A 23,275-nucleotide genomic window follows, 5' to 3' on the forward strand; every position below is an offset into this window, starting at 1 on the left:
TCAGACCTCTCTCTCGCGGCGTACGAGCGCGTCCACCGCGACGACGCCCTGGCCCTCGGGGAGCACGAGCAGCGGGTTCACTTCGGCTTCGAGGATCGCCGCGCCGTCGGCGTCGGCGAGCCGGGACACCGCGGCGACGGCGCGGGCCAGGGCGTCCAGATCGCCCACGGGTGCGCCTCGATAGCCGGCGAGCGCCCGGAAGGCGATGACCTCGCCGATCATCTCGCGGGCCGTGCCCGGATCGACCGGGGCGGGCCTGACGCTGCGGTCCTGGTAGAGCTCCGCCAGCACCCCTCCCGCGGCCAGGACCACGACCGGGCCGGCGTCGGGGTCGTGCCGGAAGCCGACCAGCGCCTCGCCGAGCCCCCGCGCCATCGTCTGCACCAGGAAGCGTTCGGGCTTCACGGCGGGGAGCCGCTCCGTGACCGACCGCGCGATGCGGTCCGCGGCCGCCCGCAGGCCGTCGCCGTCGGTGACGCCGAGAACGACGCCGCCCGCATCGGACTTGTGCGGCACCTCCGCTGAAAGGATCTTGACTGCCACCGGGCCCGGCACCGGAAGGCCGGGAGGAAGCTCACCGGCCGTCACCACGGCGTGCGGGGCACAGGAGAGACCGGCTCCGCCCAGCACCTCGTACGACTCGGCCTCGTCCAGGATCTCCGAGTCCGCGGACGGCGGCCTGGGACCCGGCCGGTCTCCCGCGGCGGGCTTCCGGCGGCCGAAGACCGCGAACAGGGCGTCGGCGCAGGCCTCCGCCGTCCGGAAGGCCGCCACCCCGCTGCTCCTCAGCAGGCGCAACGCCTCGGGCGCCGCGGGCATCACGAACGCCGCGAGAGGCTTGCCGTTCGCCGCGCAGTCGACGATCGGCTTGACCGCCAGTTCGGGGTGGAACCGTGCGGAACTGCCGGGCACGGCCACGACGGCGTCGAACTCCGGTGCCGCCAGGACCACGTCGAGCGCGCTCTTCATCACGTCGTAGCGGGTGCCGGCGAGCGTGAGGTCGATCAGGGCGCCATGGCCCGCGGCGATCCCGGCCTCGGCGAGCCGCCCGATGGTCTCCGGCGACGGCCCCGGCAGGTCGGCCCCGGCGGCGGCAAGGCAGTCGACGGCCATCGCACCCCCGCCGCCGGTGGTGGACAGCACGCACACCCGGGGCCGCGCGGCCCCGGCAGGCCGGAGCGGCAGGCCGCGTGCCAGGTTCTGCCCTTCGAGCAGTGCCTCGAAGGTGCGCACCCTGGCGATCCCCAGATCCTTGAGCAGCGCGTCGGCGACGGCGTCGTCCCCGGCCAGGGCACCGGTGTGCGAGACGGCCAGGCGGGCGCCCGCGTCGGTCCGGCCGAGCTTGTAGGCCAGGACCGGCTTGCCCCGTTCCGCGGCGGCCCGCGCGAAGGCGCGCAGGTCGTCGGCGCCCGTGATGTTCTCCAGGAAGAGGGCGTAACTCTCGATCCGCGGGTCGTCGACCGAGGCGAGGCAGATCTCGCCGAGCGTCAGGTCGAGTTCGTTCCCGGTAGAGACCATGCCGCGGAAGCCCACGCCCATCTCCATGCCGCGCGAGAGCAGGGCGCCCATGGCGCTGCCGGATTGCGAGGCGACGAACACGCCGCCGTCACCGGGTTCCGCCTCGGCGAAGGCGGCGTTCGCGGTGAGGGCGAGGCCGTCCCCGGGAGCGGTGACGCCCAGGCTGCTGGGTCCGAGCAGCCGGAGACCGGACGCTCTGACGATCTCCAGCAGTTCGGCGCGCCGGGCGGCGCCGCGCCCGCCGTCGTCCAGGAAGTCGTCGGCCATGACCGTGGCCACCGTCACGCCGAGATCGGCGCACTCGCGCACCGCCTCGACCGCGAGGTCGGGCCCGGTGAGGATGAAAACGTGGTCGGGCACCACCGGAAGCGCGCCGAGCGAGGGCCAGGCCCGTTCGCCGAGCACGGTCTCGCGCGCGGGATTGACCGGGAACAGCTCGCCCTTCCACCCGTGCCTGCGCAGGTATTCCAGCGGCCGGGCCGTGGTCTTGCCGGGAGTGTCCGACGCGCCCACGATCGCCACGGAGGAAGGGCTGAGCAGTGCGTCGTACAGTCGCGTCATGAGGCGGCGCCCCGCTGGCTGAAGCGGCGGCCGAAAACGTGCTCGGCGATGCGGTTCTTGAGGACCTCGGTCGAGCCCCCGGCGATCATCCATCCCCGCGTGCGGCGGAAGCAGTACTCGACCAGGGACTCGGTGCTGAACCCGGTGGCGCCCATGGCCTGCATCGCGACGTCGGCGGCGCCGTATCCGGCCTGGTTGGCCGCGAACTTGGCGACGGCCGTGTCGAACGCCGAGGGGATGCCGTCCCGGTCACCCGCCACGGCCGCCCTGTGCAGGAGCATCTGGGCCGACTCCAGCTTCACCGCTGCCTCGGCGAACATCCACTGCAGCCCCTGGAACTCCGCCAGTGGGCGGCCGAACTGGTGGCGCGTGGTGAGATGCCCGGTGGCCTGGTCGAACGCGTAGCGTCCCAGGGCGATGGAGCGGGACGCGTTCCCGAGCCGCTCGACGTTGAAGCCGCTGATCTGCCTCTTGAAACCGCCCTCGCCCAGCAGCACCTGATCGGCCGGCACGTAGCAGTCGTCGAAGTAGAGCTGGCACCAGCGCTCGCCGTTCATGAACGTCGAGGGCTCTCCGATGGTGAGCCCCTCGCTGTCGCGGTCCACGAGCACCGAGCCGATGCCGCCCACGCCGGGGCCGAACCGCACGTACACCAGGAAGACGGTCGCCTCGGCGCTGTGCGTCGAAAAGATCTTGGTGCCGTTCACCAGGTAGCCGTCGCCCTTCGGCACCGCGCTCGTGGTCAGGTCGGTGACGGCCGACCCGGCCTCCGGCTCGGTCATGCCGAGCCCTATGAGGGTCTCCCCCGCCAGGAGCCCGGGCAGGTAGCGCTCACACTGGGCGGGCGTGGCGTACTCGGCGAAGGTCCGGATCGGGCCGAAGTTGCCCGCCTGGACGACGTCGGCGCTGCGCGGGCATCCCTTGGCCACGGCCTGGATGGCAGTCACCGCCGCGAGCAGGCCGGCGCCCTGGCCGCCCTTGTCCTCGGGGATGGTCAGGCCGAGCAGGCCCTGGGCGGCCATCGCCCGCGCCACGTCCCACGGGTAGTCGGCGGAGTGCGCCCGCTCACGGGCCTGGGGGGCGAGCCGTTCCAGCGAGAACGCCTCCACCGAGCGGCGGAACTCGTCCACCTCGGGCGGCAGGGAGAAATCCATGGAGAACCAGCTTTCGTCAGGGAGCGGGAGCCCGCCGGGGAGCGCGGTGCAAGGCCACCGTCCCGTCGGGCAGATCGTCATGGGAATCGGCGTAGCGGTCGAACACCGCGGGATCGTGGCCTGGGACGATGTGGTCCTGGCTCGCCGCGAGGCGTCCGATCCGGTCGTACCCGTCGAGCATCTGCCCCAGGTCGAGGATCGCGGGGAACGGGTTCCGCTCGTGGAAGTTGGCGTAGTAGTGCAGCGCGTCCGAGGCGAGGACGACCCACCCCCGGGCGGTGTGCACGCGGACGACCTGGAGGCCCTTGGTGTGGCCGCCGATGAGGCAGAGCTCCAGGCCCGGGGCCAGTTCGAGATCGCCCTCGACCACCCGCACCCCGCCGTCGTGCACGCGGCGGACGACCTCCACGACGTCATCGGCCTCGAAGAAGTGGTTGAGGGCCGGATGCGTCATGGCCTTGCCGGTGGTGTACTCCAGCTCGCCCGCCTGGACCGAGACCTGGGCCTGCGGGAAGTCCCCGAGGTTGCCCGCGTGGTCGAAGTGCAGGTGCGTGAGGACGACCTCGCTGACCCGGCCGGGCTCGATCCCGAGCCGCCGGACCGCCTCGGCAGGGCGGAGGTCGAGCCGCCGGCCGCGCTTCTCTCCGGCGCGTTCGCTGAAGCCGGTGTCGACGACGACGACCCGGTCCCCCGCGCGCGCGACCCACATCGTGAAGTCCAGGCGCATCGCGCCGGAGCGGGCGCAGGGCATCAGGAAGTTGTCGCGTGCGGGACGGTCCACCGAACCGAGGCGCAGCGCCCACACGTCCCAGTCCGGAAGGTCCGGGCCCGGTCGTCCGGGGCGCTCAGCCACGGCCGTCCACCAGCTTGATCATCGAGGGGTAGTAGTTCTCTCCGTAGCCGGCGTCGCGGGTGCGTTCGAGCAGGGCCATGGTCTGGCCCGCCGCGGGCAGCTCGATCCCCTGGTCGTGCGCCAGTTGCAGGGCCAGGGCCAGGTCCTTGATCGCGTAGTTCGTCGGGAAGGCGCGCTCGGGGAACTCGTCGGGGATCATCGTCGCGGTCGCCGTCCGGCGCAGCGCGAAGCTGTCGGCCGACCCCAGGGCCAGGGTCCGGAACAGCAGGGCGCCGTCCACCCCGGCGGCCCGGCCGATGGTGAGCGCCTCGGCGAGCGCGTTCATGTTGAGGAACAGCACCATGTTGTTGAGGATCTTCATCACCTGGCCGTTGCCGGTGCCGCCCGCGTGCACGATGTCGCTGCCCATGCAGGACAGGAACGGCTCCAGTTCGGCGAACCGCGCCTCGGTGGCGCCCACGGTGATGAGGAGCGTGCCGTCCTCGGCCGCCTGGCGGAGCCGCGCGACCGGCGCGTCCACGAGAGCGACGCCCGACTTCTCCAGGCGCGCCGCCAGCTCCCGGGTGCGCTGCACATCGCTGGTGCTCATGTCGACGACGATCCGGGGACGTCCCGCCGCGGCCGACAGCTCCTCGCAGACGGACTCGACCTCGGCGATGCTCGGCAGCGACAGGAAGACGATGTCGGCGTCCCGGGCCAGTTCGCCGATGCCCGCGCAGCGCCGCGCGCCCAGGGCCACCGCCGCGTCGACGGCGTCCTCGACCGGATCGAAGACGACCACGGTCGCCCCCGAGCGGCGGACGAGGTTCGCGCACATCCGCGAGCCCATCACGCCGAGGCCGATGAATCCGAGAACCGGTGTGCCTGCCATGTCCGATCCTTCCCTAGTGACGCTCATGAGGTGGCGACGATGACGCTCTTGAGCTGGGTGTAGTGGGTGATCGCCTCGGTGCCCTTCTCCCGCCCCAGGCCGCTGCTCTTGTAGCCGCCGAAGGGCACCTCGACGCCCGCGCCGGAGTAGCGGTTCACCTGCACCTGGCCCGCCTGGAGCTCGGCCGCGATCCGGTGCGCCGTCCCGACGTGCGCGGTGAACACGCCGGCGGAGAGCCCGTACTCGGTGTCGTTGGCGATCTCGACCGCCTCCTCCAGGGAGTCGAAGGCGATGACCGACTGGACCGGTCCGAAGATCTCCTCCCTGGCGACGGCCATGTCGTTGGTGACCCCGCTGAGCAGGGTCGGCGAGACGAAGTAGCCGCGCTCGGCGCCCTCGGCCGCGCCGCCGCCGACCACCGCCTCGGCGCCGTCGCGCACGGCGCGGTCGATGTGGTCGAGCACGCGGGAGCGCTGTTGCGCCGAGATCAGCGGTCCGAGGTCGGGATCGTCCAGGCCGTGGCCGACCGACAGGCCCGCGACGTGCCCGGCGAGCCGCTCGACGAAGTCCCCGTGCACCCGGCGGTCCACCAGCAGCCGGGTCGTCGCGAAGCACGACTGGCCGGAGTTGCGGATCACCGCCAGCGCGCCGGCCTTCGCGGCCGCGCCGAGGTCCGCGTCGGCGCACACGATGGTGGGCGACTTCCCGCCCAGTTCGAGGTTGACGTCGATGATCCGCTCGGCCGCCACCGCCCCGACGCGGCGCCCGGCGGCGACGGAACCGGTGAAGGTGATGTGCCGCACGAGGGGATGCCGGGTGAGGGCCGCCCCGGTCGTGTCCCCGGCGCCGAGCACGACGTTGCAGACGCCCGGGGGCAGCCCCGCCTCCACCATCAGGCGCGCGGCCAGCACCGACGTCAGGGGCGTCAGCTCGGAGGGCTTGACGACGACGGTGTTGCCCGCCGCCAGGCACGGGGCGACTCCGCGCATCATCTGGGTCAGCGGGGCGTTCCAGGGGGTGATGTGGGCCACGACGCCGTACGGCTCGCGCACGGTGTAGGTGAACGTCCCCCTGGGCTGCGGGATCGTCTCCCCGTGGATCTTGTCGGCCAGGCCGGCGTAGTACTCGAAGTAGCGTGCGCTTCCGGCGATGTCGGTGCGGGCCTGGGACAGCGGCTTGCCCGAGTCCAGCGACTCCAGCCGGGCGAGCCGGTCGGCGTTCTCGCGCAGGGCCCGCGCCACCCGGTTGAGGAGGCGGCCCCGTTCGACGGGGTCGAGCCGCGCCCAGCCCCGCCACGCGGCCTGGGCGTTCTCGACGGCCCCGGCGACGCCGTCGGCCGTCGTCTCCTCGAATCTCGCGACCGTGCTCTCGGTGGCCGGATCCTCGACGTCGAGCATCGGGCCGGAACCGCGGGGGGCGTGCTCCCCGGCGGTCACGGCCGTCAGCACCTCGGGTAGGCGCGCATCCTCCAGGAGAGGGTGCGTGCGGGCGACCTCTGTCATGATCGGCTCTCTTCCGTCGTACGCGCTGCGCCGGGCGGCGCCGCCGGGCTCGGCCGCCACCCCAGGTCAATAGTTATATAGTTTAACTTAATCTCTCCCAAGGGACGCACACGCCGGGGCACCCCGGCGTCGAAGCCCATCGGGGAGTGGCATAATTATCTGACATATTTACTGATATCGCCATGGGCGCCGGCCACCGGGTGCACGTGTTCCCGGGCACGGCGCCGGAACGGAGCGAGGTCACGAGCGCGGCAGCGAGCGGCGGGGGCGCGCGTCCACCGCTGACAACGATCACCGGCCTGGCGTCCGGCCAGTTCGTCGCCACCCTGTCCACCACCGTCATCGCGACGGCGCTGCCGACCGTCGCCGGCGACCTCGGCGGCGGCCAGTCCCATGTCTCCTGGATCGCCTCGACGACATTGCTGGCCGCCACGATCGCCGGCCCCATCATGGGCAAGCTGGCCGACGTCCTGGGCCGCCGCCGGGTCTTCCTCGCGACCGCGCTGCTCTACGTCACCGGCGCCGCGATCGCCGGAAGCGCCACGACGACGGTCCAGCTCATCGCCGGACTGGCGGTCCAGGGCATCGGGATCGGCGGCCTGCTGGTGATGACCCAGGTCCTGCTCGGCGACCTGACCACGCCGCGCGAACGGGGAAGGTACATCGGCTACGTCGTCATGGGCTACGGCACGGCGGCCGTGTCCGGACCGCTCATCGGCGGCCACCTGGTCGGGCTGGGCCCGTCCGGATGGCGCCTGTGCTTCCTCGGCGCCGTCCCGCTGGCCGTCCTGGTCTGCGCACTCGTCCTGCGGGGACTTCCGCCGGAGGGGCGCGGCACCGGGCGCTCGGTGGACTTCGCCGGGATGGTCTGCCTGGTCGGCACGACGGTCTGCATGCTGCTGATCGTCACCTTCTGCGGCCGGACGATCCCCTGGTCATCGCCGGGGACGGCCGCGCTGGCGGCGGCGGCCGTCCTCTTCGCCGCCCTCCTGGTACGGGCCGAAAGGACCGCGGCCGACCCGGTCCTCCCCCCGCGGCTGCTCCGCAGCCGCCCGTTCCTGATCTGCGCGGCGGCGAGCATGGTCACCAGCGGGGTGATGTACGTGGCCCTCTTCCTGCTGCCGCAGTACATGCAGATCGCGCAGGGCGTCACGCCCGCCCGCTCCGGAACGCTGATGCTGCCGCTGCTGCTCAGCCAGATCGTGACCACGCCGCTGGTCGGCGCCCCCCTGTCCCGCTTCGGCGTCTGGAAGCCGTTCGCGCTGGCCGGCACGTCGCTGATCCTCGCCGGCGCGCTGCTGCTCGCGTCGATCCGCGGCGCCGGCGCCACGGCCGCCCTCCCCGCCGCGATGATCCTCATCGGCCTCGGGCTGGGGTCGACCGTGCAGATCCTCATGATGGTCGCCCAGACGCACGCCGCGGCCTCCGATCTCGGGATCACCACCTCGCTGATCACCTTCGCCCGCTCGTTCGGGGCGGCCACCGGCGTCGCCCTGGTCGGCGCCATCGTGACGGCGCGCGTCACCGACCTGCTGCCGGGGCGGCTGGCGGAGGCGGGGATCGGGGCTCCGGACCGGGCGGGAGCCGGAGACCTGATCGGCGCGCCCGAGACCGTCTCGGCACTGCCCGAGCCCTTCCGGCAGGCCATCGCCGAGGTGTACGCCGCCGCCTTCCACGACGCCTTCTCCTGGTCTCTCGTGGTCGTCCTGTGCGGCCCCGCGCTGATCGCGATGCTGCGCGGGCCGCGCCTGCTCGGCGGGACGGGCTCAGCCGAGGCCGCACCGGGAGACCGGTGAACCGCCGGGCAAGCAGGTCATCGCCGAACTCACAGGAGGAGCACGTGGACGAGACAACCGCCGACCGCCCTGGCACGGCGTCCGAAGGACCACTGGCAGGAGTCCGTGTCGTGGAGATGGCCGGCCTGGGCGCGGCCCCGTACACGGCGATGCTCCTGTCCGACCTCGGCGCCGAGGTCATCAGGGTGGACCGCCCCGGCACCCGCTCCGTCAAGCCCGAGAAGTACGCCCTCAGCCGCGGCCGCCGCTCGATCACGATCGACCTCAAGCAGACCGAGGGCCTGGACGCCCTCATGCGCCTGGTCGAGCGGGCCAACGTGCTCATCGAGGGCTTCCGGCCCGGGGTGGCCGAGCGGCTGGGCTTCGGACCGGATGTGTGCCTGAAGCACAACCCCATGCTGGTGTACGGGCGGATGACCGGCTGGGGCCAGAACGGGCCGATGGCGCAGATGGCGGGGCACGACCTCAACTACCAGGCGCTGACCGGCGCCCTGACCCTCCTCCAGCGCCCGGGATCGCCTCCGGCGACCCCGCCCGGTTTCATCGCCGACTTCGGCGGGGGCGGCCTGATGCTGGCCTTCGGCCTCGTGTGCGGCCTGCTGAACAGCCGCGCGACCGGCCGGGGTCAGGTGATCGACGCGGCCATGGTCGACGGCGTGGCGTCGCTGACCACCCTGGTCCACTCGATGCTGGCACAGGGCCGGTGGGCGGACAGGCCGGGCACCAACTTCTGCGACGGCGGAGCGCCCTACTACGACACCTACGAGACCAGCGACGGCCGCTACATGGCGGTGGCCCCGCTCGAACCCCGGTTCTACGCGATCATGGTGGCGCGGCTGGGACTGCGCGCCGACGACCTGCCCGACCGCGACGACCCCGCCAACTGGCCGCGCCTCAAGACCCTGTTCGCCGACATCTTCCGCGGCCGCACCCGTGCCGAATGGACCGAGGTCTTCGACGGCACCGACGCCTGCGTCACTCCGGTGCTCGGCATCACCGAGGCGCCCGGCCACCCGCACAACGCCGCCCGCGGCACCTATCCCCGCGCGTTCGATGTGACGCAGCCGGCCCCGGCTCCCCGCTTCAGCCGCACACCGGGCCGGATCAGCGGTCCGCCCCCGCTCCCGGGCGCGGATTCGCGCTCCGTCCTGCTCGCTTGGGGGTTCCCCGCCGAGGAGGTGGACCGGCTCCTCTCCGCCGGCATCGTCCAGCAGAAATGACCACTACGAGCGCGGCCCCCGGCCGGCCGCGGCACTGATCGTCGCCGCCGTACGCCAGACGTTCGAGGAGACGGGCATCCTGTTCGCCGGCCGCGTCGAGGACGATGCCGCCGGCGATGTCCCGAAGCCGACGCTACCGGACCTCCCCGGACGGCGAAGCGTGAGCCGACGGCGACGACGACGGCGACCGGCGGCAGGGGGGCGCGATCGGGCATCGTGCCGCGATCGGACGGGCCGGTTCAGCCCCGCTGGTCGGCCGTCGCTCCCTCGCTCGCCGCGAAGCCGACGTCGAGGACGAACCGCAGCACGGCCCTGACATGCCGGCGCGCCTCGCGTTCGGCTTCGTCGGGCTCCGAACGGCAGACGGCGTCCGCGATCGCGTTGTGGTCGTGCAGCACCCCCGGCCCCATGCCTCCCGGCTCGGCGGCGGCGGCACGGACCACGACCATGATCTGATCATGGACGTCGCGCAGGCTCGCCGACAGGCGGGCGTTGCCGACGCTCTCGTTGACGAGCCGGTGGAACTCGGCGTCGAGCTCCAGGTGCCGTTGGAGATCGCTCTCGTGGACGGCGCGTTCATGGTGCGCCATGACCTCGCGGAGGCGCCGGCGGTCGTCGGGCGCCATGCGCTCGGCGGCCAGCCGCGCGGCCATCCCCTCGAGCGCCTCGCGGAGCTCGAAGAGATCGCCGAGATCCGCGCGCCCGCCGCGGAGCACCACGGCTCCGAGCCTGGGACGCAGTTCGGCCAGACCGGAACGCTCGAGGGCGTAGATCGCGTCACGCACGGGGCTGCGGCTGACCCCCAGCCGCCTCGCCAGTTCGGGCACGCTCAGCCGGGCGCCGGCCTCGAGCTCTCCGGACAGGATCGCCCGTCGCAGACGCCCCTCGACCACGCTCGTGAGCGAGTCGGAATCGGCGATCGGCGAGAGGCTCGAAAGCTCGGAATCGCCCAGGTCGGCAGCCCTCATCCTGGCGATTCTACCGACGAGGGAGTGACGACCGGACGCGTTGTCGTGAGCGTCGCCCCCCAGCTGTGGATCACCGTGGCGTGCAGCGCCCCCTCGCCGCCGGCGACCGCGATCAGCACCTGATCCGGGTCCTGGACAAGGTGGACGCGGCCGTTCCTGACCCGCCCGCGCTGCTCGATGGGCTCGTGATAGCGCCTCGGCCAGTCCGAGAGCGGAAGGCTGGCGAGCTCCCAGAGCCGGCGCTGAAGATCGGCGATGTCGGGATGGTCGCGCCCGATCACCTCCGCCCACGTCGGGTTGATGAGCACGAGCACCTCGGAGAACGCGGTGCCGGAGAGGAAGCCGTTCGCTCCCGGAACCGCCATCGACCGCCCGATGATGGACACGAGTTCCTCGCCGGTCTGGGCGAGCACATCGCACACGTTGAGCGTGCCCATGGCGCCGTAGGCCGTCACCGCGCTCCCCGTGTGTCCGCGACGTTCGGCCAGCGGTGCCCACGGCGAACGCTCCTCCCATTCCCCGAAGACGATGCCGGCGACCCGTCCCGGCTGGCCGAAGGTGCTCTGTGAGGTGACCCCGACCTTCTGCCCGCCGACGTTGCGCATGACCAGGCGCAGGGCTCGGCCGATCGCGGGTGCGGAGCCCGCGACGCCGCCGAGGCAGCCGGCGCCGTGGGGCAGGTCGAGCTGGGCGCGGACCGGGCCGTTGACCAGGAGCAGCGGCACCACCGACCCGGTGGTGGCGTTGAGCGAGTGCAGCTCGAAGTCGGGGGCGTCCATGGCCCGCATCGCCGCCACGAGAAGCGGCATCGAGTCCGCCGGCGCGCCCGCCATGATGGCGTTGATCGCCAGCTTCTCCATCGTGCAGGGTGCTCCCAGCGGGGGGACGCCGTCGACGACCACCTGGTCGGGGTCGGCGTGCGCGGTCCGCAGGAATCGCGCGACACGATCGGGCGTCGGCGGCACCAGCGGCAGGCCGTCGCCCCAGCCCGCGACGGTCGCGTAGTCCTGGAAGGCGACCGGGTCCGCGCTCACCTCGCGCATCGCGCTCTGGAACCCCGAGGGCGGCGCAGCGGGCCGTGCCTCCGCGCTCATGCCCGGGCCCCCAGGAGATCGAGCAGGGCCGGGAAGGTCCGCACGGCGATGTCGCGGACCTCGTCGTCGGGCCGTGTCTGCAAGGGGAACGGCAGGACCTGCAGCCGCAGCCCCGGCTCCCCGTAGCTCCTGGCCAGCGTGGCGCCGAGGGCGGCGAAGTGCTCGGTGACCACGGCCGCGGTCGGGACACCCGCGTGGGAGGCGCGCACCGCGTCCTTGACGGTCCACGACGTGCACGATCCGCAGTTGCCGAGCCCCACCACGGCCGCGTCGGCTCCGGTGAGGATGTCGTCCCACTCGCGATCGGCCGTGTCGCCGTCGCCGCCCGCCAGGCCCTGCGTTCGGCGGAAGACCCGCACGTTCGCGCCCGCAGCCTCGAACATGCTCTTCCACTGCTCGGAGGCGACGTCCCAGGACGTCCAGAGGACGTCGACCCGGAGGCACACCGTCTTGCCCTCCAGCGGGCCCACGTCGGGCAGCGCGGTCGGCGCGGCGCCTCCGACGGTCGCCGTGGGGTCGAGCACGATGACCCGCTCATGCTCCGGTCCGCTCCCGGTCCGCGGGTCGCGCACCACCAGCCGGTGGGATGCCACCCCCAGGTCGAGCAGGCGCATCGCGAGCACGTCCCGCAGTCGCGCCGGGGGCAGCACGCAGTCGCCGCATCCGGCGTCGTCGAGTTCGAGTGCGATCTCGACGACGCCGACGGCGTCGTCGATCCGCACCAGCCGGAGGTCGGCTCCGTCGCCCTGGATCAGGGGTCGCAGTCGCTGGACGGCGTCCTCGACCGAGACCGTGGCTGAGGTGCTCATCGGTGTCCCTTCCGTGGTTCCGCGGGGTTCGATGACGAGGGGCGTCGCCGGCCTAGACGACGCCGCTTTCGCGCAGCCGCTGAATCGCTGCTTCGTCGAGATGGAGGAGGTCGCGCAGTACGGCGACCGTGTGCTCGCCCAAGCCGGGGCACTCGTCCGACGTGCCGTTCCCACTCGCGGCGTCCGCGTCGGGCTCCGCGACGAACCTCGGCGCCGCGGCCGGGACCCACCGCTCGCCGGCCTCGGCGGCGGCCACCTGCCGGAGGGCGCGGCGCGCCCGGACGTGGTCGTCTTCATGGAGCGTGCGCGCGTCGTGCACGGGCACCACCGGGAGACGGCGCTCGCCGAGTCGCGCGATGACCGACGTCCGGTCGTGCCGGCCGACCCAGGCCGCCACCGCGGCGTCGTAGGCGTCGCCGTCGCCGAGCCTGGCGCCGGTGTACCCGACCGAGTCGAGCAGCTGATCGAGGTGGCGCGGGGTGCTGCAACTGATCGCCACCCAGGTGCCGTCACGGCAGCGGAAGGTGTTGCGCACCGCGGGGGCGGCCAGGCGTCCGTCCAGGCGGCCGGGCACTGGAGCGCCCTCCGTCCACTCGGCCAGGGCGGGCGCCGGCAGATGGAGCAGGGAGTCGACGGGGTTGACGTCGACCAGCCGGCCGCGACCCGTGCGGGCGCGCTCGTAGCACGCGGCCAGCACTCCGAACGCGCCCACGTAGCCCGTGACGGCGTCGCCGACCGGCGCGGAGGCGAGCATCGGCTTTCCGTCGGGGTGCCCCGTGAGGTGCGTGAGACCGGAGAACGCCTCGCCCAGCGTGCCCGAACCCGGAGCGTTGGCGCGCGGGCCGTCGAGTCCGAAGCTGGTGACGCAGACCTGGATCAGCCCGGGATTGAGGGCCGACAGCGTCTCCCAGTCGAGCCCCCGCCGCCGCAGCGCGTCCGGCAGCAGGTTGACGATGACGACGTCCACGTGCTCGGCCAGCCGCCGGAGGATCGCGAGCCCCCGCTCCTGGCGCAGGTCCAGCGTCATCGAGCGCTTCCCGCGCCCCAGCAGGGCCCACAGCGCGCTGCCGCCGGTCCGGTAGGGGTCACCGCCGGGCGGTTCGATCTTGATCACGTCGGCGCCGTGGTCGGCGAGGACGGTCGAGATGAAGGGACCCGCGTAGAGGGTCGCCGCGTCGATGACGCGCAGGCCCGCCAGCACTCCCCCGGTTTCGGCCTCGATCTCCGTCACGCCGCCCCTTCCATTCAAGCTGCATTCTTCATGTTACATGTAATGTGCAGACCCTCAACCGCTCCGCCACCGCCACGGATCTACACAGCTGGACGGGTCTTCACTTCGGCCGCCGCGAGCACGCTCCGGGTCGCCGCGGCGACCTCGGCGATCAGTGCTTCGAGCGGCCGGGCGTGCGTCGGCAGCGCCAGCTCCGGGCCCACGGCGGCGCGCACGCCGCGCTCCCGCAGGATCCTCAGCAGCCGGGCAAGGCCCATCTGCCCCGCGCCCGGCGGCAGCCGTCCGCTCCTCGCCTCCTCCTCCAGATCGGGTCCGGGCGGTTCGAGCGGACCGTCCGCCAGCTGCACCGTGAAGATGCGCGCGGCCGGCACGGTGTCCGGCAGGCCGTCGTGAGCGCCACTGCGGACGTGGTGCCAGACGTCGAACACCATTCCCCCGTTCGGCCGGCCCGCCGCGTCGATGAGCGACCAGGCGGTCGCCACGTCCGGCACCGGGGTGAAGGGGATGAACTCCAGCGCGACTCGCAGACCGTGCTCCGCGGCGTCGTCGCAGAGCGCCGCGAACGCCGCGGCATCGCGATCCAGCACGAGCCCGCCGGATCCGTGGTGCACCGCCACGACGGTGCCGGCGCCGAGGGCGGCGCAGACCTCGAAGATCTCGCGACGGTCCGCCGCCGGCCCCGGCAGCGCGAGTGCCGCACCGTCGGGCCCCGGTATCCAGTCGCGACAGGAGTCGCAGTCGGCCACTCCCAGCCCGTGGTCATCGAGCATCGATCTCATCGCGGCCAAGGTGAGCCCGTCCCGGCGCAGGGCGTGCCGCCAGACGTTCGGCCACAGTGAGATCGCGTCGAACCCGGCCGCCGCCACGGCGGGCAGCAGCGCACGGAACGGGACGCGCGCCGCGCAGCCGTTCATGAAGGTCAGATGCTCGACGAGACCGCCGGTCACGTCGGACCCCGATCCACCGGCTCCGTGGCGGGCTCGGTCAGAGGCACGGGCGGCGTCGTCGGGAGTGAGCGCCGTCCCGTGAAACCGGCTAGTTCGGAGCGCCCGCTCATGCCGTCCCCGCCGGCCTCCCGGCGCCGTCGATCAAGTCGAGGATCCGGTCGGGCGAGAGCGCCTGCCGGTTCACCTTCACGCCGAGCGGGGCGAGCGCGTCGCGGACGGCGTTGACCAGCGCGGCCGGGGACGCGATGGCCCCGCCCTCGCCCAGGCCCTTGTACCCGCCCGGAGTGCCGGACGGGGTGACGACATGCCCGTATTCGAGGTCGGGCACCTCCGCGGCGGTGGGCAGCAGGTAGTCCATGAACGTCGTGGTGGTGGGGTTGCCCTCGGCGTCGTAGATCATGTGCTCGTAGAAGACGCCGCCGATCCCCTGGACGACACCGCCCGCGATCTGCCCCTCCACCACCATGGGATTGATCATGTTCCCGCAGTCCTCCGACACCACGTAGCGGAGGATCTCCACCGTGCCGGTCTCGCGGTCGATCTCCACGGTCACCGCGTGGCAGGCGTTGGAGAACATGAAGGCCGGCGACTTGTACCGCTTGGAGACCTCCAGGCCCGGCTCGCCGCCGGACGGCAGCGCGTCGCTGTCGATGTAGGCGACCGCGGCGATCTCCGCGAGCGTCACGGCGGGCCCTCCTGGGACACCCCGCACCCGGGCGACGGCGTCGACCATCTCGACGTCGTCCGGGCTCGCCTCCAGCAGATGCGCGGCGATCCCCAGAACGCGCTCGCGCATGGCCGCGGCTGCGGCGTGCGCCGCGCCCCCGGCGATCGCGCCGGTCCGGCTGCCGCCGGTGCCCGGCCCGTAGGGCGTCGCGGCCGAGTCGCCCTGGACGACGCGCACGTCGTCGATCGGCACGCCCAGTTCGTCGGCGACGATCTGCGCCATGGTCGTCTCGACGCTCTGCCCGTGGCTTCCGGTGCCCATGTAGACGTTGACCTTGCCGCTGGGCTCGATCCGGATCGTCGCGGCCTCGGTGCCGAGGTGGCCGAACCCGAACTGCGGCTCGACGTACAGCGACAGCCCGATGCCGAGCAGGCGGCCCTGCCCACGGGCCTCCTCCTGCTCCCGGCGGAACCGTTCATAGCCGATCAGCTCCGCCGCCTGCTCCAGGGTCTCGGCCGGGCTGACGGTCTCGTACACGAGGGTGGACGGTGTGGTGAACGGCAGTTCGTCCCGGGAGATGACGTTGCGCCGGCGGATCTCCAGCGGATCGATGCCGAGATCACGCGCGATCACGTCCATCATCTGCTCGCGCCCGGTCGTCTCCATCATCCAGGGGCCGCGGTAGGCGCAGTGCCCGCAGGTGTTGGTGTACACGGCGCGTCCGGTGTAGCGCACCGATCCGGGTCCCGCCCACCGGTACGGGCCGGGGAACATCACGGCACCGGTCCCGGCGGTCATGCCGTTGCCGGGGACGGGGTAGGCGCCCACGTCCTCCAGGTGGTCGGCCTCGGCGGCCAGCAGCACTCCGCGCTCGTCGGTGGCCACCCTGAGCTCGATCCGCTCTTCGCGCGCGTGCCCGCCGCCGATCAGGTTCTCGGCCCGGTCCTCGATCCACTTGAGCGGACGGCCGCCGATCAGCCGGGAGGCGATGACGACGGCGTGCTCCTCGCGCATCGGGAACATCTTCTGGCCGAACGAGCCGCCCACGTCGCCCATGGTCACGTGGATGGCGTCCTCGGGGATGCCCAGCATCCGGGAGTAGAACAGGCGCGGCTCGTGCACTCCCTGGCCCGAGATGGCCAGTTCGAGCTGCCGGGTCCAGGGGTCCCATTGCGAGACGATGCCGCGGGTCTCCATGGGCACGCACAGGTACCGGTGCTGGTCGAAGGTCTCGGTGAACACGTGCGGGGCGGAGCCGAACCGCTCGTCCAGTCCCGGGATCTCCGGGGTCGGCACCTCCTCGGCCACATTGCTCGCCAGTTCCGGGTGCACCCGGGGAGCGTCTTCGGCGAGCGCGGCGGCGAAGCCGAGCACGGGGTCCTCCGCGTCGATGTCGACCTCGACGAGTTCGGCGGCGTCCTCCGCCTGGTAGCGCGACTCGGCGACGACGAGCACGATGGGCTCGCCGACGTACCGGACATCGGAGTCGGCCAGGACCCGCCCTGGCGTGCCGACCGACTCAGGGCCGGTCATCGTCTGCCAGAACTGGTGCGAGGGCGAGTTCACCTCGGCCGCGGTGAGGACCGCGACCACACCGGGCGCCTCCCGGGCCGCGGTGGTGTCGACCGCCGTGATGGCGCCGCGGGCGACGGTGCTGCGTACGAAGGCGGCGTGCACGGTGCCCGGCCGGTTCAGGTCGTCGATGTACCGGCCCCGGCCGGTGATCAGGCGGATGTCCTCACGGCGGTGCATGCGCCGGCCGATCCAGCGCGCGGCGGTGGCGCCGAAGGGCGCGGTCTGCGTCGCGGGAGAACCGGCCGGGGCGGTCCTCAACGGGTCCGTGCTCACTGGTGCCCCGCCTCCTCGGCCGCGGTCTTCACCGCGCGGATGATGCCCTGGTAGCCGGTGCACCGGCACAGGTTGCCCGACAGCCCCTCCCGGATCTCCTCCTCGTCCGGGTCGGGGTCGTCCCGGAGCAGGGCGGTCGCCGACATGATGAAACCGGGGGTGCAGAAGCCGCACTGCAGCCCGTGGTGTTCGCGGAAGGCCCGTTGCACCGGCGTGAGGGAGTCGGCGTCGGCCGCGAGCCCCTCGATGGTCGTGACCTCGGACCCCTCGGTCTGGACGGTGAAGATCAGGCAGGCCCGCACGGCCTCGCCGTCGAGCAGGACGGTGCAGGCTCCGCAGACGCCGTGCTCGCAGCCGAGATGGGTCCCGGTCAAGCCGAGATCCTCGCGCAGGGTGTCGGCGAGCGTCTTGCGCGGCTCGACCCGCACGCGCCGCGCGACGCCGTTCACCGACATCGCGACCTCGGTCTCGGTGCCGGACTCCTGTGCCGTCGTGATCTCAGCCACGGTTCGCCTCCTCGAGCGCTGTGGACAGGGCGCGGGCGACGAGCGTGGCGCCGACCTTCGCGCGGTAGCGCGCGCCGGCGTGCACGTCCGCGGGCGGGTCCGCGTCGGCCACCGCCTGCGCGCCGACGTCGGCGAGGTCGAGCCCCGCCGCCTCGGTGCCGATGAGGGTGCGTTCGACGGCCTCGGCGCGCACCGGGACGCTGCCCATTCCGATCAGGCCGATCGCGACCCTGGTGATACGGCCGGAGCGCACCCGGACCCCGCACACGGCCCCGGCCAGGGCGAAGTCGCCGTGCCTGCGCGCCACCTCCGCGACCGCGAACCCGCTACCCGGCTCCCACACCGGGAACCGCACGGCGACGAGCAGTTCGTCCGGCTCCAGCGCCGTGGTGAACAGGGTCTGGAAGAAGTCGGCGGCGGCGACACGGCGGGCGCCGCCGGGCCCGGCCACCTCGAACTCGGCGTCCAGGGCGCGGGCCACCGCGGGCAGTTCGGCGGCGGCGTCCGCGTGCGCGAGCGAGCCGCCGAGCGTTCCGCGATTGCGGATCTGGAAGTGCCCGATGAAAGGCGCCACCCTGGCCAGCAGCGGCACCGCCGAGGCGATCTCAGGATCACGCTGCAGGGTGGCGTGGCGCGTGGCCGCGCCGACCACGAGGGAGCCGTTCTCCCGGCTCACGCCGGTCAGCCCGGCGACACGGTTGACGTCCACCAGGTGCTCGGGCCGGGCGAGCCGCAGCGCCATCATGGGCACCAGGCTCTGGCCACCCGCCAGGATCTTGGCGTCGTCGCCGAGCTCGGCCAGCATGCCGACCGTCTCGGCCACCGTCGATGGGACGTGGTACTCGAACGCAGCGGGCTTCATCGCCGCGGACTCCTTCGTTCGGTTACGCGGTCCGTTCGGGCCGCCTGTTACGGCGGTGCGCCATCCAGGCAAGGACAAGGAGCATGGCGGCGAGGGGCGGCAAGGCCCGCCTCACGATCGGCCAGGCCGCCGCCTTCATCAGGTTCACCTCCGCTGGGCCCGTCGTCGCCGCGGGTGCGTGCGCCGCGGGTCCGGCGTCGACCGGGCCGGCCTCGCCGGGGGCCGGCGTGCTCTGCGGGGAGGCGGACACCTCGGCGGCCAGCGCGTCGGCGAACTGGCCGATCAAGGAGCCGGCGACCTCCTCCAGGATGCCGCGGCCGAACTGCGCCGGACGTCCGGTGATGGCCAGATCGGTCCGCACGCGGACCAGCGTCTCGGCACCACGCTCCTCAAGGGCCGCGGTGATGGTGGCCTTGGCGGTTCCCGCGCCCTTCGCCTCCCTCCCCGAGGCCGCGATGACCGCGCGGTGCGCTCGCTCGTCCTTCTCGGTGAAGGACGCCTTCCCCCGGTAGGTCAGGGACATGGGGCCGAGCCGGACCTTGACCTTGCCGGCGAAGCCGTCCCCGTCGACCGACTCGAGGACGGCGCCCGGCATGCAGGGCGCGATCCGTTCGACATCGAGCAGCACCTTCCACGCCTCGTCGACGCCCACCGGCACGGTGAACCGGTTCTCCAACTCCATGACGACTCCTCCCGGCTCCGCTCTAACTCGCCTCGAAGTCACGCCCGCGGATGAGCCGCACGGGCGTGAAGACCGCGACCTCCTCGCCACGCTGGTTGATCACACCGCAGCGGGTGCTCACCACCCCGCGCCCGGGCTTGCTGGACGGGCGCGACCCGGTCGTCTCCACGACCACGTGCAGGGTGTCCCCCACATAGGTGGGCCGCTCGACCGTGAACTCCATGTGCATGAACGCCAGCCCGGTGCCGTGCAGGACGTTGGTCTGCAGGATGAGGCCCTCGGCGAACACGTAGACCAGCGCACCGGGGATGAGCCTCCCGGTGTAGCCGCCCTCGGAGGCGTGCCGGGCGTCGTAGAAGAGCGGCTCGTTGAAGCCGCCGAGGTGGACGAAGCTCATCAGGTCGGTCTCGGTCACGGTCCTCGAAGCCGTGCGGAAGGCCGCGCCCTCCTCCATGTCCTCCCATGTCATGCCCCGCACGAGCGGCTCGGCCGCACTCGCCGTCCCGGTCATCTCGCATCCCTCCACGACCCGACAATAATGTAATAATCTATCTGATTCACCCGCCCTGACCACAGGGCGCCATCAAAAAAGTTTAATCTATTGAACTATATTCAGTGAACCCGAACGAGGAGATGAGCGGTGAGCGACGGCGCGCTTCACGGGGTCCGCGTCCTGGACCTCAGCCGGATCCTGGCGGCCCCCCTGGCGAGTCAGATGCTGGGCGACCTCGGCGCGGAGGTCGTCAAGGTCGAGCGCCCGGCGACCGGGGACGACGCCCGGCAGTACGGCCCGCCCTTCCTGGACGGCGACACCGCGGGCATGTCGGCCTTCTACCTCAGCTGCAATCGGAACAAGCGGTCGATCACCCTCGACTTCACCACCGACCGGGGCAGGGAGGTGCTCCTCGGCCTGATCGGCCGCTCCGACATCCTCCTGGAGAACTTCCGCCCCGGCGTCCTCGCCAAGTACGGGCTCGGGTACGAGGACCTGCGCGAGCGCTTCCCCCGGCTGATCTACTGCTCGGTCACGGGGTTCGGCCAGAGCGGTCCGTACGAGCGCAGGGCCGGGTACGACGGGATCTTCCAGGCGCTCAGCGGCATGATGAGCGTCTCCGGGCACCCGGACGGGACCCCCGGCGCCGGCCCGATGAAGTCCGGGCTCTCCCTGATCGACATCCTGACCGGCCTGTACACCGGCACCGCCCTCCTGGCGGCGCTCCGGCACCGGGACCTGCACGGCGCGGGGCAGCACCTCGACGTCTCCCTGCTGGACTGCGGGATCGCGTCGATGTCGCACTACGTCCAGAACTACCTGGTCTCCGGTGACGTGCCCGAACGGCGGGGCAACGGGGGATTCGGCGGGATCCCCTCCCAGGCGTTCGAGTGCGCGGACGGCCGCCGGTTCTTCATCGTCGCGACCACCAACCCGCAGTTCGGGCGGGCGTGCCGCGCGATCGGCCACCCCGGGCTGATCGAGGATCCCCGGTTCTCCAGCATCTCCGCGCGGATCGAGCACCGGCTGGAACTGCTGGAGGTACTGGAGGCGATCTTCGTCCAGCGCGAGGCGCGACACTGGATCGAGGTGCTCGACGCGGCCGACGTGCCGGTGAGCCCGGTCAACGACATCCGCTCGGCCCTCGGCGACGAGCACGTCCGGCACCGCGCGCTGCCGATCGAGATGGCGCACGAGACGGCGGGGCCGATCCCCGGCCTGCGCTACCCGATCAGGATGTCCGGCACTCCCGTCGAGGACTACGCGGCACCGCCGGTGCTGGGGGAGCACACCCGCGACGTCCTGAGCGGCCTGCTGGACCTGGACGAGGACACGATCGCCGATCTCGCGGCGAAGCGGGTGATCTGAGGCGGTGTCCGGGGGCGTCACCGTCCCCGGACACCGCCTCGCCGGCGGTCCCGGTTCAGAGCCGTTCGATGATCGTCCCCGTGCCCATGCCGCCGCCCTGGCACATCGTGACCAGGCCGTAGCGGCCCCGCGTCCGCTCCAGCTCGTTGAGGGCCTTGGTCAGCAGCACGCCGCCCGTCGCTCCGAGCGGGTGCCCGAGCGCGATCGCGCCGCCGTTGACGTTGACCCTGGCGAAGTCGGCCTTGAGCTCGTGCCCCCAGGCGAGCACGACCGAGGAGAACGCCTCGTTGATCTCCACGACGTCGATGTCGTCCAGGGTGAGGCCGTTGCGCTCCAGGATCGCCCGCGTCGCCGGGATCGGGCCGGTCAGCAGCATCACCGGATCACTGCCGACCATCAGGGAGTCGACGATCCGGGCGCGGGGCGTCAGCCCCAGCCGCCCGGCCCGCTCCTCGGTCATGAGGAGCAGGGCCGAGGCGCCGTTCGAGATCTGCGAGGACGTCCCGGCCGTGTGCAGCGCCCCGGGCCGGTCCTTCTGGTTCACCCGCAGGCCGGCCAGCCCCTCCGGCGTCGTCGGGCGGGGCCCCTCGTCGGTGTCGACGATCCCGGTACCGACGATCGTCCCGTCCTCGCCGGCGACGGGCGCCTCCACGGGCACGATCTGGCTCGCGAAGCGGCCCTCGGCGATGGCCGCGGCGGCCCGCGCCTGCGAGAGGACGGCGAACTCCTCCAGCTGGGGGCGGGTGAGGCCCCATGCCTCGGCGATGCGGTCGGCCGCCTCGAACTGCGACGTTATCTCGTAGAGCCGCTCGTAGCGGGGCGTCCTGGCCGGTCCCAGCTCGGGCAGGGTGCTCGACCCCATGGGGACCTGGCTCATCGACTCCACGCCGCCCGCGACGGCCGCCTCGGCGACCCCGCCCGCGACCATGCCGTACGCCAGGGTGAACGCCTGCTGGGACGAGCCGCACTGGGCGTGGATCGTCGACGCGGCGGTCCTCTGGTCGAGCCCCGCCGTGAGCCAGGCGGTGCGGGTGATGTTGCCGGACTGCTGGCCGACCTGGCTCACGCACCCGCCGGTCACCTGCTCGACGACGCCCGAGTCGATGCCCGCGCGGGCGACCAGGCCGCCGAGGACGTCGGCGAACAGGTCGGGGGCCAGATGGTGGGAGAGACCGCCCCGCCGCTTGCCGACGGCCGAGCGCACGGCCTCCACGATGACGACGTTCGACATGTGCCTCCTCCGATCGGAACGATGAATTATTTAACTATATCAGCGGAATCATTTAAGCTGCCTCCATGCAGGCAGACGGAAAGCTGACCACTGGGTCACTTCAGCAGATGGCGGCCACGGCGCGCGAGCACGAGGAGCGGGGCTACGCGGGCCTGTGGTCGTCGGAGTCCAAGCACGACCCCTTCCTCCCGCACGTCGCCGCGGCGCAGTCCACCCGGCGGCTGGAGCTGGGAACGGCCATCGCCGTCGCGTTCGCGCGATCACCGATGACCCTGGCCCACACCGCGTGGGACTTGCAGCGCTACACCGAGGGCCGCTTCATCCTGGGCCTCGGCAGCCAGGTCAAGCCGCACATCGAGCGGCGCTTCTCGATGCCCTGGAGCAGGCCCGCCGCACGCATGCGGGAAATGGTGAGCGCGATCCGCGCCATCTGGGACAGCTGGCAGAACGGCTCGAAGCTGAGCTTCGAGGGCGACTTCTACCGCCACACTCTGATGACGCCCTTCTTCTCCCCCGGCCCCCTCCCCACCCCGGCCCCCAAGATCGTCATCGCCGCCGTGGGCGAGGCCATGTGCGAGGTGGCCGGCGAGGTCTGCGACGGGATCCTCCTGCACGGCTTCACCACCGAGCGCTACATCCGCGAGGTCACCCTGCCGACCGTGCGCCGGGGTCGAGAGAAGGCCGGCCGGTCCGGGGACGGATTCGAGGTGGTCGGTCTGCCGCTGACCGCGACCGGGACGACCGAGGAGTCGCTGGCCGCCGCCGTCCGCGCCGTCCGGGAACAGATCGCCTTCTACGCCAGCACCCCGGCCTACCGCGGCGTCCTCGACCTGCACGGCTGGGGCGCGCTGGGCGACGAGCTGCACGCCCTGTCGCGCGGCGACGACCCGGAGAAGTGGACCACGATGGGCGACGCGATCGACGACGAGGTGCTCAACGCCTTCGCCGTCGTCGGTCCCCCCGAGCGGATCGCCTCCGTCCTCACCGAGCGCTTCGGCGACCTGGTGACCCGTTTCCAGTTCTACGCCCCCTACGAGCACGAGATCGACCTGTGGACGCCCGTCATGGCCGATCTCAAGGCGGACTCCCGGTAG

20 protein-coding genes are annotated in these 23,275 nt (G+C 72.4%); 4 read left to right on the forward strand and 16 right to left on the reverse strand.

The genetic code is table 11. The features are described from left to right. The 5 genes from ACZ466_RS55475 to ACZ466_RS55495 are packed head-to-tail and all read right to left on the reverse strand — an operon-like array spanning position 1 to position 6,459. Entirely contained in the window at positions 1-2,079 is a 2,079-nt protein-coding gene (locus ACZ466_RS55475; protein WP_378283507.1) for an acetate--CoA ligase family protein, read from the reverse strand. After that, positions 2,076-3,233 carry an acyl-CoA dehydrogenase family protein gene (locus tag ACZ466_RS55480; RefSeq protein ID WP_378283506.1) on the reverse strand — a complete coding sequence of 386 codons (1,158 nt, stop codon included), beginning with the start codon at positions 3,231-3,233 and terminating at the stop codon, positions 2,076-2,078. Before ACZ466_RS55480 ends, ACZ466_RS55475 begins: the two co-directional genes overlap by 4 nt. A 16-nt stretch (positions 3,234-3,249) precedes the next feature. Further along, entirely contained in the window at positions 3,250-4,086 is an 837-nt protein-coding gene (locus ACZ466_RS55485; RefSeq protein ID WP_378283505.1) for an N-acyl homoserine lactonase family protein, read from the reverse strand. Then, the gene (locus ACZ466_RS55490) at positions 4,079-4,984 is read right to left on the reverse strand and encodes an NAD(P)-dependent oxidoreductase (protein ID WP_378283503.1); all 906 of its coding nucleotides are present in this window, start codon (positions 4,982-4,984) and stop codon (positions 4,079-4,081) included. The genes ACZ466_RS55485 and ACZ466_RS55490 overlap by 8 nt, the downstream gene beginning before the upstream one ends. Further along, a complete protein-coding gene (locus tag ACZ466_RS55495) occupies positions 4,981-6,459 on the reverse strand; it encodes an aldehyde dehydrogenase family protein (protein ID WP_378283502.1) in 1,479 nt (492 codons plus the stop codon). Before ACZ466_RS55495 ends, ACZ466_RS55490 begins: the two co-directional genes overlap by 4 nt. 182 nt (positions 6,460-6,641) lie before the next feature. Between ACZ466_RS55495 and ACZ466_RS55500 the strand changes: the two genes are divergently transcribed. After that, on the forward strand, positions 6,642-8,255 hold the full coding sequence (locus tag ACZ466_RS55500) for an MFS transporter (protein ID WP_378283501.1): 1,614 nt from the start codon (positions 6,642-6,644) through the stop codon (positions 8,253-8,255). Between the two features lie 44 nt (positions 8,256-8,299). After that, positions 8,300-9,475 carry a CaiB/BaiF CoA transferase family protein gene (locus tag ACZ466_RS55505; RefSeq protein WP_378283500.1) on the forward strand — a complete coding sequence of 392 codons (1,176 nt, stop codon included), beginning with the start codon at positions 8,300-8,302 and terminating at the stop codon, positions 9,473-9,475. Between the two features lie 239 nt (positions 9,476-9,714). On the opposite strand, the gene ACZ466_RS55510 is transcribed toward ACZ466_RS55505, so the two are convergent. From ACZ466_RS55510 to ACZ466_RS55555, 10 genes are all read right to left on the reverse strand, one after another. Further along, positions 9,715-10,443 (reverse strand): GntR family transcriptional regulator, encoded by a 729-nt coding sequence (locus ACZ466_RS55510; protein ID WP_378283499.1) that lies wholly within the window; start codon positions 10,441-10,443, stop codon positions 9,715-9,717. Beyond that, positions 10,440-11,486, reverse strand: coding sequence for a hypothetical protein (locus ACZ466_RS55515; protein WP_464042553.1), 1,047 nt, complete (start codon positions 11,484-11,486; stop codon positions 10,440-10,442). Before ACZ466_RS55515 ends, ACZ466_RS55510 begins: the two co-directional genes overlap by 4 nt. A gap of 47 nt (positions 11,487-11,533) precedes the next feature. Then, on the reverse strand, positions 11,534-12,346 hold the full coding sequence (locus ACZ466_RS55520) for a UGSC family (seleno)protein (RefSeq protein WP_378283497.1): 813 nt from the start codon (positions 12,344-12,346) through the stop codon (positions 11,534-11,536). Positions 12,347-12,398: 52 nt separating this feature from the next. Continuing rightward, the gene (locus tag ACZ466_RS55525; protein WP_378283496.1) at positions 12,399-13,577 is read right to left on the reverse strand and encodes a CaiB/BaiF CoA transferase family protein; all 1,179 of its coding nucleotides are present in this window, start codon (positions 13,575-13,577) and stop codon (positions 12,399-12,401) included. Between the two features lie 80 nt (positions 13,578-13,657). After that, complete coding sequence (locus ACZ466_RS55530) at positions 13,658-14,524, reverse strand: sugar phosphate isomerase/epimerase family protein (RefSeq protein WP_378283494.1); 867 nt, start codon at positions 14,522-14,524, stop codon at positions 13,658-13,660. Positions 14,525-14,630: 106 nt separating this feature from the next. After that, complete coding sequence (locus ACZ466_RS55535; protein ID WP_378283493.1) at positions 14,631-17,039, reverse strand: xanthine dehydrogenase family protein molybdopterin-binding subunit; 2,409 nt, start codon at positions 17,037-17,039, stop codon at positions 14,631-14,633. Continuing rightward, positions 17,036-17,545 (reverse strand): (2Fe-2S)-binding protein, encoded by a 510-nt coding sequence (locus ACZ466_RS55540; RefSeq protein ID WP_464042556.1) that lies wholly within the window; start codon positions 17,543-17,545, stop codon positions 17,036-17,038. The genes ACZ466_RS55535 and ACZ466_RS55540 overlap by 4 nt, the downstream gene beginning before the upstream one ends. Further along, positions 17,538-18,407 (reverse strand): FAD binding domain-containing protein, encoded by an 870-nt coding sequence (locus tag ACZ466_RS55545; RefSeq protein WP_378283492.1) that lies wholly within the window; start codon positions 18,405-18,407, stop codon positions 17,538-17,540. Before ACZ466_RS55545 ends, ACZ466_RS55540 begins: the two co-directional genes overlap by 8 nt. A gap of 22 nt (positions 18,408-18,429) precedes the next feature. Further along, positions 18,430-19,089, reverse strand: coding sequence for an SRPBCC family protein (locus ACZ466_RS55550; protein WP_378283491.1), 660 nt, complete (start codon positions 19,087-19,089; stop codon positions 18,430-18,432). 22 nt (positions 19,090-19,111) lie between these two features. Next, a complete protein-coding gene (locus ACZ466_RS55555) occupies positions 19,112-19,600 on the reverse strand; it encodes a MaoC family dehydratase (RefSeq protein ID WP_378283490.1) in 489 nt (162 codons plus the stop codon). Between the two features lie 129 nt (positions 19,601-19,729). Here ACZ466_RS55555 and ACZ466_RS55560 point away from each other — a divergent pair, with 129 nt between their 5' ends. Continuing rightward, a complete protein-coding gene (locus tag ACZ466_RS55560; protein ID WP_378283489.1) occupies positions 19,730-20,950 on the forward strand; it encodes a CaiB/BaiF CoA transferase family protein in 1,221 nt (406 codons plus the stop codon). A gap of 55 nt (positions 20,951-21,005) precedes the next feature. Here the strand turns inward: ACZ466_RS55560 and ACZ466_RS55565 are convergent, their stop codons facing one another. Continuing rightward, on the reverse strand, positions 21,006-22,181 hold the full coding sequence (locus tag ACZ466_RS55565; RefSeq protein WP_378283487.1) for an acetyl-CoA C-acyltransferase: 1,176 nt from the start codon (positions 22,179-22,181) through the stop codon (positions 21,006-21,008). Between the two features lie 65 nt (positions 22,182-22,246). Between ACZ466_RS55565 and ACZ466_RS55570 the strand changes: the two genes are divergently transcribed. Further along, positions 22,247-23,275, forward strand: coding sequence for an LLM class F420-dependent oxidoreductase (locus ACZ466_RS55570; RefSeq protein WP_378283486.1), 1,029 nt, complete (start codon positions 22,247-22,249; stop codon positions 23,273-23,275).

The organism is Actinomadura rugatobispora (assembly GCF_055379765.1).